The sequence below is a fragment of the Parasedimentitalea nitratireducens genome (genome assembly GCF_057444295.1).
In genome coordinates this window covers 91,139-103,582 of sequence record NZ_JBYAXC010000006.1, presented here as the reverse complement: position 1 = coordinate 103,582, position 12,444 = coordinate 91,139, and the positions used below count along the sequence as shown (strand labels likewise).

Genomic DNA, 12,444 nt, shown 5'->3' with positions numbered 1-12,444 from the left:
TTAGGGTCAAAGCAGGCGTGCCTATCGGCTCGCTTCGAAAACTAGGAGAGCTGCCTTGGGCAACGCACGTAATATCGCTTTCTGGGTTATTCTGTTTGTACTGGTCTTGGCGCTGTTCAATATGTTCAGCGGCTCGGGCAGCAACTTGCAGAGCCAGGAAAGAACCTTTTCCGACTTTGTCACAGCTGTTGAAGGCGGTGGTGTGAGCAACGTCATCCTGGACGGCGAACAGATTCGGTTCTCTGGGTCTGATGGCAATACCTATGTCACCATCAAGCCGGAAGATGCCCAGGTCACAAAGCTGCTGATCGAGAACAACATTCCAGTGCGGGCTGAAAAGCAGGCGCAATCCGGGTTCCAGGCCTTCCTGTTGACCCTGTTGCCCTTTCTGCTGCTGATTGGTGTCTGGGTTTACTTCATGAACCGGATGCAGGGTGGCGGCAAAGGTGGCGCCATGGGCTTTGGCAAATCCAAGGCCAAGATGCTTACCGAGAAGCATGGCCGTGTGACCTTTGACGACGTTGCCGGTATCGACGAAGCCAAAGAAGAGCTGGAAGAGATCGTAGAATTCCTGCGCAACCCGCAAAAATTCAGCCGTCTGGGCGGCAAGATCCCCAAGGGTGCGCTGCTGGTGGGCCCTCCGGGTACCGGTAAAACACTGCTGGCGCGGGCGATTGCCGGCGAAGCAGGCGTGCCGTTCTTCACCATCTCGGGATCCGACTTTGTTGAAATGTTCGTCGGTGTGGGTGCGTCCCGTGTGCGTGACATGTTCGAGCAGGCGAAAAAGAATGCACCTTGTATCGTCTTTATCGATGAAATCGACGCAGTCGGCCGCCACCGTGGTGCCGGTTATGGCGGTGGTAACGACGAGCGTGAGCAGACATTGAACCAGCTGTTGGTTGAGATGGACGGGTTTGAAGCCAATGAGGGTGTGATCATCCTGGCTGCGACCAACCGTAAAGACGTGCTGGACCCAGCGCTGCTGCGTCCGGGCCGTTTTGACCGTAACGTCACCGTCAGCAATCCAGACATCAAAGGCCGCGAGAAAATCCTGGGCGTGCATGCCCGTAAAACACCACTGGGCCCTGATGTGGATCTTCGCATCATTGCACGTGGTACACCTGGCTTCTCGGGTGCGGATCTGGCTAACCTGGTCAACGAATCTGCCCTGATGGCTGCACGTGTTGGCCGTCGCTTTGTCACCATGGAAGATTTTGAATCCGCCAAAGACAAGGTGATGATGGGAGCCGAGCGTCGCTCGATGGTGCTGACCCAGGACCAAAAAGAGAAGACAGCCTATCACGAAGCTGGCCATGCTCTGGTTGGGATCAAGCTGCCCAAATGTGATCCGGTGTATAAGGCAACGATCATTCCACGCGGTGGCGCGTTGGGTATGGTCATGAGCTTGCCGGAAATGGACAAGTTGCAACTGTTCAAGGACGAGGCCCATCAACGGATTGCCATGACCATGGCAGGCAAGGCGGCTGAGATCCTGAAATATGGTGCCGAAAGCGTGTCCTCGGGACCGGTTGGCGACATTCAGCAGGCCAGCCAGATGGCGCGGTCTATGGTGATGCGCTACGGCATGTCCGATAAAGTTGGCAACATCGACTATGCCGAGGCCCACGAAGGCTATTCGGGAAACACCGCTGGGTTTTCGGTGTCTGCCAATACCAAAGAAGATATCGAATCCGAAGTTAAGCGGTTTATCGATGAAGGCTATGATCTTGCCCATAAGATCATCAGCGAAAACAACGATGAATTCGAACGCCTGGCGCAAGGATTGCTTGAGTATGAAACCCTTACCGGCGATGAAATCAAGCGCGTGATGCGGGGCGAGCCTCCGCATGAGAACGATGATGATGACAATTCAGATGAGGGCAATGCCTCGGTCACGGCAATCCCCAAGGCCAAGCCAAAGAAATCCTCGCCCGATGAGGGCATGGAACCAGAACCCACGACCTGATTGATAGGTTGCTAGAATTGGCCCGGATACCTTGATAGGTTCCGGGCCTTTTTGTTTGGCGCTGCCTGTGGTGGGCGCGAGATTTGAGTATTTGGGGCAAAAAGAAGCTGTGGGTTTGTCTTTGTCACAAAGGCTCTTCGGATTTTGGCTGAACCAGAAGTTCGTAGAAACGAGTGATCAGGCCAAGCAGGACAAGGGAACTCAAACCTGCCCAGACACTGTCGGCAAACCCGATTGTAAGTGAAACTGGCAAACTACAGTCATCGCTATAATAGCAGACAGCAGAAATATTGCGTGCAACAAATACAGAAACAGCAATAGCTGGGAAAAGTGCCAGGAAAAGCGTGCCGACGCTTCGTAATCCCTTGCCAGTTGAATGAAGCCAGCGGTCTTTTTGTCCTAGGGCGATGGCTGGAAGGCCCAAGCCAAAAAATGTCCAGAAAAGCGACAGCAACACGTACATTCCATGTTCCTCGAAGATAACGCCAAACCGGTACAAATGCGGATTTTCCAACATCATTTGGAAGGAGAAACTGTGTTCCCCAAAAAAGTGCACGGTTGGAGCATAGAGTGCCCAAACCACTAACATACCGATCACAAACAGAGGCACCGCCCGCGCCAGATAGCGCCATCGCGGTTGATGGGACATTGCAGCCCAAATTGTTGGAAAACGATTGGGCATCAAAACAGTTCGGTGCCACCCAATAGCGGTTGAAGTCAGTAAAAAGACCACCAAAATCGCAGTTGCTGCCAACAGGATTTGAGTTAGAGGAAAACCGAGAGAGTAGCCGTAAGGCGGGGTGAGCAAATGAGCAGAATATATAATAGCGGTAATCGCCAGATGCACCGGCACCACCACAAAAATCAGGAACCTGGGATTGCGATAAATATCGGTGATGACCTGTATCAGAATTTTTAGTGCGGTCATGGCTAGGCCTTTGTGTAAGAATGGCATTTCTGAAATAAAACGCCTGATTGGGCGGTGACGACATAGCATGAAAATGGAGCACATCTGTCAATGCCGACAATGATCGAGACAGAATACAGTGGTGAAATTACCTGGCTGGGGCATGTGCCTGCCTCTGATGGGCTGAGGGCCAATTCGGTAGAGCAGCTGGAACTTGGTTTTGACGGTGACGCGGGCGCGCGTCATGCGGGCCTGAACCGGGAGTCCTGTGTGCGGGTCAAAAATCTCTACCCAACAGGCTCGGAAATTCGCAATGTGCGACAGCTGACTATCTTGTCCGAGGAAGAGTTAGCGTTGATCGCTGCCGACATGGGGATGGAATGGGTCTACCCAGAGCATCTGGGCGTGTCGATTGTTGTGCGCGGCATTCCGGATTTCACTTTTGTACCGCCGTCATCCCGCCTGCAGGGGCCGACCGGCACCACCGTGGTTGTGGACACTGAAAACCGCCCCTGTATTTTCCCAGGCAAGGAGATCGAGAAGGATCACGCAGGCTTTGGTCCCAAGTTCAAACCTGCCGCCAAGAACCGTCGGGGAATCACCGCATGGGTGGAACGGCCCGGAAAATTGACTGTTGGCCAGTCACTGCGACTTTTTATTCCAGATCAGCGTCCTTGGGCGCCATAAATGGAATAGGTGTTTTTGATCGGCATCTAAACTGAAACCTGTCACTGGGCTGACGCCGCATCGCGTCCTGAAAATGTCGGAAATCACGTGCTGGAATGTCGCAGAGCGAGATATGGCTAGAATAGCAACGGCTATTCTGCCGCGACAATTTGCAACACCTAAGATCAAGGGCCAGGGTCATGAGCTACAAAAGCGACATCGAAATCGCGCGCGCTGCGCAGAAGCGTCCAATTCAGGAAATCGGCGAAAAGCTGGGTATCTCGAATAAGGATCTGGTTCCTTATGGCCATGACAAGGCGAAGATCAGCCAGTCGTTCATCAACTCCGTTCAGGACCGCGAAGATGGCCGCCTGATCCTGGTGACAGCGATCAACCCAACCCCTGCGGGCGAAGGTAAGACCACCACAACAGTTGGCTTGGGCGATGGCCTGAACCGCATTGGCAAAAACGCCATGGTCTGTATCCGCGAAGCGTCGCTGGGTCCAAACTTTGGCATGAAGGGTGGCGCTGCTGGTGGCGGCTATGCGCAGGTTGTTCCGATGGAGGACATGAACCTGCACTTCACCGGTGACTTCCACGCCATCACATCTGCCCACTCGCTGCTGTCGGCAATGATCGACAACCACATCTATTGGGGCAACGCGCTGGAAATCGACACGCGCCGTGTGGCTTGGCGTCGTGTAGTCGACATGAACGACCGCGCTCTGCGTCAGATCACCGCCTCTTTGGGTGGCGTATCTAACGGCTTCCCACGCGAAACCGGTTTTGACATCACAGTGGCCTCCGAAGTGATGGCGATCCTGTGCTTGGCGAACAACCTGGAAGACCTGCAGAAACGTCTGGGCGACATCATCGTTGCCTATCGTCGTGACCGCTCCCCAGTATACTGCCGCGACATCGAAGCAGATGGCGCCATGACAGTGTTGCTGAAAGACGCGATGCAGCCAAACCTGGTGCAGACCTTGGAAAACAACCCAGCGTTTGTCCACGGTGGCCCATTCGCCAACATCGCCCATGGCTGTAACTCGGTCATCGCAACCAAGACCGCGCTTAAGGTGTCGGACTATGTTGTCACCGAAGCAGGCTTTGGTGCTGATCTGGGTGCCGAGAAGTTCATGAACATCAAGTGCCGCAAGGCCGGACTGGCCCCATCGGTGGTGGTTCTGGTTGCCACTGTGCGCGCGATGAAGATGAACGGTGGTGTTGCCAAGGCCGATCTGGGCACTGAGAACGTCGGGGCTGTAGAGTCAGGCTGTGCCAACCTGGGCCGTCACATCGAGAACCTCAAATCGTTTGGCGTTCCTGTTGTTGTGGCGATCAACCACTTTGTCACTGATACCGATGCCGAAGTGCAGGCGATCAAAGACTTTGTTGTTGCGCAAGGCTCCGAAGCGATTGTGTCGCGTCACTGGGAGCTGGGTTCGGAAGGGTCCGAAGCGCTGGCAACCCGCGTGGCCGAGATTGCCGATGCGGATGCCTCCAACTTTGCGCCGATCTACCCAGACGACATGCCACTGTTTGAAAAGATCGAAACCATTGCCAAGCGTATCTATCGCGCTGACGAAGTTTTGGCTGATCAGAAAATCCGCAACCAGTTGAAAGACTGGGAAGAGCAGGGCTACGGCAATCTGCCGGTCTGTATGGCCAAGACGCAGTATTCGTTCTCGACCGATCCTACCCTGCGCGGTGCGCCGGTTGGTCACTCAGTTCCGGTGCGCGAAGTGCGCCTGTCGGCCGGTGCTGGCTTCATCGTTGTGGTTTGCGGTGACATCATGACTATGCCGGGCCTGCCACGTAATCCGGCAGCCAAAAGCATCTGCCTGAATGACGCAGGCGAGATCGAAGGCTTGTTCTAAGACGCAAAATACGCTTTCTGCGGCCTAGGGAATCCCTGGGCCGCAGGAGTATTGAGATGACCAAACTGAGACCTCCGCCTGATTGCCAGGATATGGCGATGCTTCGTCAACAAATTGACGCTTTGGATGGGCAGCTTCTCGCGCTTTTGGCGGTTCGGGCTGACTATATCGACCGGGCCATTGCGCTAAAGCAAAGCAACGGCTGGCCAGCGCGGATACCTGAACGGGTAGAGGAAGTGGTGACCAATGTGCGCCTGACATCCGATGCCGTTGGGCTGGATCCTGAACTGGCTGAGACATTGTGGCGCCCGTTGATTGAGTGGTCGATTGCGCGCGAGGCGCAGGTCATACGGGAAACTTGAACGGGCTTGTTTACGGGCTTGGGGAAAAGGAAAAGAATTATGGCAGCAAGTATCATTGACGGTAAGGCCTTTGCCGCGACAGTGCGTGACAAGGTGGCCAGCCACGTCGCGCGCCTGAAAGAGGAAAACGGTATTACGCCCGGTTTGGCTGTGGTGCTAGTGGGCGAAGATCCTGCATCCGAGGTTTACGTGGCCGCCAAGCACAAGAACACGGTGGCGGCTGGTATGGCCTCTTTCGAGCATAAGCTGCCGGCTGATGCGTCCGAAGAAGAACTGTTCGCGCTGATCGACCAACTGAACGCGGATCCGAAGGTGCATGGCATCCTGTGCCAGTTCCCGGTGCCAGACCATTTGAATGAACGCCGCGTTGTGGCCCGCATCGACCCATCCAAGGATGTGGACGGGTTGAGCGTGGTGAATGCGGGTTTGCTGGCAAGCGGAGAGAAGGGCCTTGTGTCCTGCACGCCATTGGGTTGCCTGATGCTGCTGCGCGATCAGTTGGGCAACATGTCGGGCAAGAATGCTGTGGTGATTGGGCGCTCGAACCTGTTTGGTAAGCCGATGGCCCAACTGCTGTTACAGGAAAGCTGCACCGTGACCATCGCCCACTCGCGCACACAGGACTTGGAAGCGGTCTGTCGGCGCGCCGACATTCTGGTTGCTGCTGTTGGCCGGGCCGAGATGGTCAAGGGCGACTGGGTAAAGCCTGGCGCCACGGTCATCGATGTAGGCATCACGCGCATCCCGCATCCAGAAAAGCCAGGCAAGTCTAAGCTGCTGGGTGACGTTGCCTTTGCCGAGGCTGCTGAGGTCGCCAGTGCCATCACACCTGTACCGGGTGGGGTTGGTCCAATGACCATCGCTTGTTTGCTGGCAAATACCGTCACAGCCTGCTGCCGCGCCAATGGACTGGCAGAACCCGAGGGGCTGACAGCCTGATCCTGCGCCTGTTGCGGTGTTGGACTTGAGTATTTAGAGTAAAAAGAAGCAGGGGCGGCTCGTCAGAGCCGCCTTTGTTGTGTTTGGGATCAGGTTTGGATCGGGGCCATGGTGCCCTGTAGAATTGCGACCAGCTTTTCTTGACCACCGGTGATGGCGTGGACCTCGGCGGTGACCACCACCAAACGGCGGCCGGGTTTGATGACTTTGCCAGTGGCGCGCAGGTAGTCGCCCCGACCGGGGGACAGCAGGTTGATTTTGATCTCGGCTGTCATCACCTCTTGGTCACTGGGCAGTTTGGTCAGTGCCGCATAGCCTGCTGCGGTGTCGCCGATGGCAAAGGTTAGCGCCGCATGGGCGACGCCGTGTTGCTGGCGGCTGCCGGGCAGGATCGGGGCGGTGATGATGACCTTACCGTCGCTGACTTGGGCGAGTTCAGCCCCAAGGGTCTGCATCATGTTCTGGCGGGCAAAGCTGGCGCGGATACGGCTGTCGATATCGGTCATGTATGGTTCCCTGTGGTGTTGCCTGGACCGTAGATGAAGTCTTGGGTTTAGGGGAATGACGTTGCGGCTAGCGCGGCATTGGGATGGCCAGGGGGCGAGGGCCTGTCAGGATGGCGATGGCTTTTGATGACATCAGGTTGGCAAGCACAGGGTCGGTACTGCGCAGCCCTCCGGTATAGGTGCCATAGGCGGGCAGGATCAGTCGCTTCTGGTCGAGCAGAAAAGCAGGGCGGGTGGCACCGCGCAATCGTGCCTTGGGATGGTAGTGGCCTGAGACTTCACCAACCGCTCCGCTTTCGGCGATATGGCGAAAGGTCAGGGATGCCAATGTGAAGCTGTTGTGCAATTCGCCGGGCAGGTTTGCCGGTGCCGGGTCATGGTTGCCGGTGATCCAGATCCAACGGAGGCTGCTGGCGAGTTTGGTGATCTGGTCTTTCTCGGCCTGAGGCAAAGCGCGCGCTGCCGTGTCATCGTCAAAACTGTCGCCCAGGCAGATCACAGTGCTGGCCCGGGTCTGGTTCAGGTCAACCTCAAGTCGGGCCAGCGTGTCCTGGGTCTCATAGGGGGGCAGGGTAGTGCCGCCGCGACGGGCGTGACGTTCGGACTTGCCCAGATGCAGATCCGAGACACAGAGTAGGTTCTTCTCGGGCCAATACAGCGCGCCGGAGCCTAGCGCCGTGAGTCGGGCGCCTGATAGGGGGAAGTCATATCCTGTCATTTGCATGAAATTGCTGATCTGATGCAGGCTGGCAAGTGTTATTCCGATAGATCGGCCAGGCCAGATTTCTGCATCAGCTCTGCCGCCTCTTGTTGGAGCAACTTTTCCAACCCTTCGCCTTTGATGGGAATCTTGCCGATTTCCAACAGCAGCGGTGCTGCCAGCGGAGTGATCCGGGGCAGGTGCAACAGGTCGATATTACCGTTGATGCGGGTGATCATATCTTCGATGCGGCCAAAATCGACCAACCCGCGCAGGGCCTCGGTTCGGGTGATTTGCAGCATCAGGTGGTCAGGGTCGTATTTTCGTAAAGTGTCATACAGGATGTCTGATGAGAACGTCGCCTGCCGTCCATTTTTGCGCGCCGAGGGGCTGTTACGCTCGATCAACCCGGCGATGGTGGCGCAGCCGCGAAAGCTGCGTTTCATCACCGCGTTTTCGCCCAGCCAGCTGTCCAGACCGTCGCGCAGCGCGTCGATGTCGAACAGCGGCGCGGGGTCGGTGAGGGTTTCTAAGCCCCAGATCATGGTGGCGTAGTCGGTGGAGACAAAGCCTAGCGGATCCAGCCCCATTTCCTCCATCCGTTTGGTCAGAAGTAGGCCAAGGGTTTGTTGCGCGTTGCGACCAGCAAAGCCGTAGATACACAAGTGTGGGCGATCTTGATGTGGGAAGCTTTCGATCAGCAGGCGACCGGGTTGCGGCAGCTGTGATACCTCGCGCTGTAGCATCAGCCAGTCGCCGGTGTGAGCGGGCAGGTTGGGCCAACTGTCCTGTTGCAGCAGGTCCATGATCCGGTTGCTCAGCTGGGTTGAGGTGGCAAATTTGGTGCCTGAAAAGGTGGCGATCTTGGGCTTTCTGCCACTGCGCCGCGTCACCTCTACCGTCATTTCGCGCAGGCCCTCGTATCGGACGGTTTGGCCGCCAATCAGGAACGTGTCACCTTGGGTGAGAGTAGCGGCAAAAGCTTCCTCAATCTCGCCCAGTGGTTTGCCGCCGCGACTGCGTTTCAGGCGAACCTTGAGTGTGTCGGTGTCCTGAATGGTGCCCAGATTCATGCGGATACGTTGGGTGGCACGCGGGTCGCGAAGTTGCCAGCGCCCATCGGGGCGTTGCAAAAGGCGCTGCCATTTGTCGTAGGCTTTCAGCGCGTAGCCGCCGGTGGCGCAGAACTCGAGACAGGCGTCAAATTCAGCTCGGGGCAGGGTGGCATAGGCCCCGGCCGAGGTCATTTCGGCGAATAAGTCATCGGCGTGGAATGCTCCGGTGCAGGCGGTAATTAAGATGTGTTGGCACAGCACGTCGCGGGGGCCGGGACCACGAATGTCGCCGTCCAGATCACCCTCGCGCACGGCCTCAAGCGCGGCGCGGCATTCGACCACCTCGAACCGGTTGGCAGGCACCAACAACGCCTTGGACGGGGTGTTATAGCTGTGATTGGCGCGGCCGATGCGTTGGACCAGACGTTTGACATTTTTGGGCGCCCCAATCTGGATCACCAGGTCCACATCGCCCCAGTCCAGCCCCAGATCCAGGGATCCGGTGCAGACAATCGCCCGAAGATCGCCGCGTACCATTGCCGCCTCGACCCGGTCGCGCTGCTCGCGGTCCAGGGATCCGTGATGGATGCCGATGGGTAGGGCGTCATCATTGGCAAGCCACAGATTGTGAAAAAAAATCTCGGCCTGCGCGCGAGTGTTGTGAAAGATCAATGTGGTGTTGTGGGCCTTGATCTGCTGCATCACCGCGGGAATGGAATAGGCGGCACCTCCACCAGCCCAAGGTGGGGCCTCGGCTGTTTCAAGCATCTGAATGTCGGGTGTGGGGCCGGGGTCAGCCTGCAAGATCTCGCAGGGGTCCGGGTGGCGGGCCAGGAACTGCGCGATGGCCTGGGGGTCGTCAACTGTGGCCGACAGACCCACGCGCCGCAGATCGTGGCAGAGTGTTTGTAGACGGGCCAGCGCCAGCATCAGCTGATCGCCGCGCTTGCTTTCGGCCAGGGCGTGGATCTCATCCACCACCACTCGTTGCAACCCGGCAAAGGTGCGGGCCGCGTCGTCATAGCTGGTGAGCAGGGCAAGGCTCTCGGGGGTGGTCAGCAAGATATGCGGCGGGTCGGCGCGCTGGCGTTTTTTGCGCGACTGCGGTGTGTCGCCGGTGCGATCATCAATTCGGATGGATAGGCCCATTTCATCAACCGGGGTGCGCAGGTTGCGCTTTATGTCGGCTGCCAAAGCCTTGAGCGGCGAGATATAGAGGGTGTGTAGCCCTTGGTGCTGGCCATCCGCTAGTTCTGCCAATGTTGGGAGAAACCCAGCCATGGTTTTGCCGCCGCCAGTTGGGGCGATGAGCAGGGTTGCAGGATCATCCGCACGATCCAGCATCGCCTGCTGGTGCGGGTGTATGGTCCAGTTTCGGTTGGTGAACCAGGACGTGATAGGGGCGGGTAACTTGCACATAGGTTGCTACAGTTACCCGGCTTTTTCGAAAAATCCGATCAAAATTCTTCGAAGAATTTTGGCACGCCTCGACCCTGTGGTTACTTCACAATCACTTCGTCCTTGACGAACATGTTGGCCCAGGCGCGGTCGATCAGGTCGGGGGACATCTGGTAGGGGATGCCTTCAAACTCACAAATCGCGATCATCTGGTCGATGAGGAACACTGGCTGGTAGTTGGCGTAGATGTTGTCGATGGTCGGATATTTGTGCTTGAGCAGGTGCACGAGTGTGGCCTCGTCCAGCGCCATGCCCTTTTTGCGAGCCACCAGGGCAAAGATCTTTAGGAAGTTTTCCTGGCTTGGGCCGTCGATCTTGATCTTAAAGAAGATCCGGCGCAGGGCGGCGGTATCAAAAATCTCGTTTGGGTGAAAGTTGGTGGAGAAGATCACGAGGGTATCAAACGGAACCTCAAATTTCTCACCCGATTGCAGCGCCAGGATGTCTTTGCTTTCTTCCAGCGGAACAATCCAACGGTTGATCAGCGCCTGCGGTGATTCAGCCTGACGGCCAAGGTCATCTACGATGAAGATACCACCGGTGGATTTTAGCTGTAGCGGTGCCTGATAGGTGCGGGCGGTTGGATTATAGACCAAGTCCAGCATGTCCAGTGACAGCTCACCGCCGGTGACAACGGTTGGGCGCTGGCAGCAGACATATCGGCTGTCAAAGCGGCGTGCGCGACGCAGCGAATTTGGGTCGTCTTCCACCTGTTCGATGGCGGTGTGCACAATCGGGTCATAGACCGTGATCACCTGACCAGCATATTCGATGGCGCGTGGCACGTAGACCTGATCGCCAAGGGCGTCGCGAATACCGTTTGAAATGGACGACTTACCATTGCCGGGAGGGCCATACATCAGGATCGATCGGCCAGCACTGACCGCTGGGCCAAGGTGATCGAGCAGGCTGTCGGGCAATACCAGGTGGCCCATGGCATTGGTCAACTGTTCACGGGTGACTTGAATGTTGCGGATCGACTGGCGCTTGACCTGTTCGCGGTAAACATCCAGCGGCACTGGCATGGCGCCAAAATACTCAGACTGGGCCAAGGCATCCAGTGCGCGCGCCTTGCCTGCGTCGGTCAGCTGATAGCCCATTTCGTTGCCGCTGTTGGCATTTAGCGTCCCGGTGGCCTCTAACAGCTTCTGTTCGCGGGCAATGTCCACCAGTTCCTGCGTGACCGACAGTGGCAGGCAGATGGCCTCGGAAATCTCGCTGACCATATTGGCGTTCTTGCGAAAGATGGTCTTTAGCAGGATGTCGCGCATCATCACGGGAGGTAGCAGCATTTGCTCCAGCCCTTTTGGGGGAGGAGGGGCCATCACGTGAGAAGTCTGCATATTCATGGGCTAGGGCCTGTCGCTGGAAACTGGATCGCGGCACCCCAAGGAGGTCATGGAGCGCGGTTCGACATCAGTTTATTCAGCAGTGTGGCAATACAGGGGCAAAGCTGTAGCATTTCGGGGATGGCAGCAGATCAAGTGGCTAAACTATTGGCCAGAAAATGAGCTAGCTGCCATAAAATGCGCCCAAGATCAGATAGATCGCCAAGGTGCTGCCCAGAACCAAGCCCATGGGAAATTTGTTGCCGACGCTCCAGCTTTTCCAGTCAGGTGCCAGTTTGCGCAACGGGGTATGTTTGGCAATGCGATGGGTGACAAAACCAGCCAGTAGATTGGCGGTAAAAATCAGCACAATGGCCCGCATATCCGCAAGGGCCACAAGCGGGGCCGCAGCACCGACAAACTTGGCATCTCCCGCCCCAACCAAACCGGCACTATAGAACAGAAATCCCAGCCCGACCCCGATCGGCAAGTGCAAGAGCTGCCAGCCATAGTCGGTCCAGGACATCAGGAACGGGCCTACGACGATGAAGATCACCGCCGTCAGGTCCACCGCCCAATTGGGGATCCGCATGCCACGCAGATCGGTCAGCATGATCGTATAGCAAATCGGCAGCATGAATGGCAGGAACCAAGCTGCGACATGTGCCGGAATCGCCAGC

Annotated in this window: 11 protein-coding genes; 5 read left to right on the top strand and 6 right to left on the bottom strand. The window is 56.9% G+C overall.

What is annotated here, in order from left to right; translation table 11 throughout:
- The first annotated feature begins 55 nt into the window (after nt 1-55).
- Nucleotides 56-1,966, top strand: coding sequence for an ATP-dependent zinc metalloprotease FtsH (ftsH, locus tag AC2T28_RS17230; protein ID WP_486749879.1), 1,911 nt, complete (start codon nt 56-58; stop codon nt 1,964-1,966).
- A gap of 124 nt (nt 1,967-2,090) precedes the next feature.
- Here the strand turns inward: ftsH and AC2T28_RS17225 are convergent, their stop codons facing one another.
- Nucleotides 2,091-2,894: a hypothetical protein gene (locus AC2T28_RS17225; RefSeq protein ID WP_486749878.1), complete on the bottom strand. Its 804-nt coding sequence runs from the start codon at nt 2,892-2,894 to the stop codon at nt 2,091-2,093.
- Nucleotides 2,895-2,984: 90 nt separating this feature from the next.
- Between AC2T28_RS17225 and AC2T28_RS17220 the strand changes: the two genes are divergently transcribed.
- The 4 genes from AC2T28_RS17220 (at nt 2,985) to folD (ending at nt 6,717) form a co-directional block, all read left to right on the top strand.
- Nucleotides 2,985-3,560: an MOSC domain-containing protein gene (locus AC2T28_RS17220; protein ID WP_486749877.1), complete on the top strand. Its 576-nt coding sequence runs from the start codon at nt 2,985-2,987 to the stop codon at nt 3,558-3,560.
- A 179-nt stretch (nt 3,561-3,739) separates the two neighbouring features.
- Complete coding sequence (locus AC2T28_RS17215; RefSeq protein WP_486749876.1) at nt 3,740-5,416, top strand: formate--tetrahydrofolate ligase; 1,677 nt, start codon at nt 3,740-3,742, stop codon at nt 5,414-5,416.
- A 56-nt stretch (nt 5,417-5,472) separates the two neighbouring features.
- Nucleotides 5,473-5,778 (top strand): chorismate mutase, encoded by a 306-nt coding sequence (locus tag AC2T28_RS17210; protein ID WP_486749875.1) that lies wholly within the window; start codon nt 5,473-5,475, stop codon nt 5,776-5,778.
- Between the two features lie 39 nt (nt 5,779-5,817).
- Nucleotides 5,818-6,717: a bifunctional methylenetetrahydrofolate dehydrogenase/methenyltetrahydrofolate cyclohydrolase FolD gene (gene folD, locus AC2T28_RS17205; protein WP_486749874.1), complete on the top strand. Its 900-nt coding sequence runs from the start codon at nt 5,818-5,820 to the stop codon at nt 6,715-6,717.
- Between the two features lie 89 nt (nt 6,718-6,806).
- Here the strand turns inward: folD and AC2T28_RS17200 are convergent, their stop codons facing one another.
- The 5 genes from AC2T28_RS17200 to AC2T28_RS17180 all read right to left on the bottom strand — a co-directional run bounded on the left by AC2T28_RS17200 (nt 6,807) and on the right by AC2T28_RS17180 (nt 12,443).
- Nucleotides 6,807-7,223, bottom strand: a complete 417-nt coding sequence (locus AC2T28_RS17200; protein WP_486749873.1) for a PaaI family thioesterase — start codon at nt 7,221-7,223, stop codon at nt 6,807-6,809.
- A gap of 67 nt (nt 7,224-7,290) precedes the next feature.
- Complete coding sequence (gene pdeM / locus AC2T28_RS17195) at nt 7,291-7,941, bottom strand: ligase-associated DNA damage response endonuclease PdeM (RefSeq protein WP_486749872.1); 651 nt, start codon at nt 7,939-7,941, stop codon at nt 7,291-7,293.
- A 38-nt stretch (nt 7,942-7,979) separates the two neighbouring features.
- Nucleotides 7,980-10,397 carry a ligase-associated DNA damage response DEXH box helicase gene (locus AC2T28_RS17190; RefSeq protein ID WP_486749871.1) on the bottom strand — a complete coding sequence of 806 codons (2,418 nt, stop codon included), beginning with the start codon at nt 10,395-10,397 and terminating at the stop codon, nt 7,980-7,982.
- Nucleotides 10,398-10,477: 80 nt separating this feature from the next.
- Nucleotides 10,478-11,785 (bottom strand): P-loop NTPase family protein, encoded by a 1,308-nt coding sequence (locus AC2T28_RS17185; RefSeq protein WP_486749870.1) that lies wholly within the window; start codon nt 11,783-11,785, stop codon nt 10,478-10,480.
- Nucleotides 11,786-11,948: 163 nt separating this feature from the next.
- The gene (locus tag AC2T28_RS17180) at nt 11,949-12,443 is read right to left on the bottom strand and encodes a prepilin peptidase (protein ID WP_486750006.1); all 495 of its coding nucleotides are present in this window, start codon (nt 12,441-12,443) and stop codon (nt 11,949-11,951) included.
- Nucleotide 12,444 lies beyond the last annotated feature (1 nt).

Bases quoted from the DNA above. Each gene is read 5' to 3' on its own strand.
- AC2T28_RS17225 (WP_486749878.1), bottom strand. From the start codon at position 2,894: ATGACCGCACTAAAAATTCTGATACAGGTCATCACCGATATTTATCGC.
- AC2T28_RS17220 (WP_486749877.1), top strand. From the start codon at position 2,985: ATGCCGACAATGATCGAGACAGAATACAGTGGTGAAATTACCTGGCTG.
- AC2T28_RS17215 (WP_486749876.1), top strand. From the start codon at position 3,740: ATGAGCTACAAAAGCGACATCGAAATCGCGCGCGCTGCGCAGAAGCGT.
- AC2T28_RS17210 (WP_486749875.1), top strand. From the start codon at position 5,473: ATGACCAAACTGAGACCTCCGCCTGATTGCCAGGATATGGCGATGCTT.
- folD (WP_486749874.1), top strand. From the start codon at position 5,818: ATGGCAGCAAGTATCATTGACGGTAAGGCCTTTGCCGCGACAGTGCGT.
- AC2T28_RS17200 (WP_486749873.1), bottom strand. From the start codon at position 7,223: ATGACCGATATCGACAGCCGTATCCGCGCCAGCTTTGCCCGCCAGAAC.
- pdeM (WP_486749872.1), bottom strand. From the start codon at position 7,941: ATGACAGGATATGACTTCCCCCTATCAGGCGCCCGACTCACGGCGCTA.
- AC2T28_RS17190 (WP_486749871.1), bottom strand. From the start codon at position 10,397: ATGTGCAAGTTACCCGCCCCTATCACGTCCTGGTTCACCAACCGAAAC.
- AC2T28_RS17185 (WP_486749870.1), bottom strand. From the start codon at position 11,785: ATGAATATGCAGACTTCTCACGTGATGGCCCCTCCTCCCCCAAAAGGG.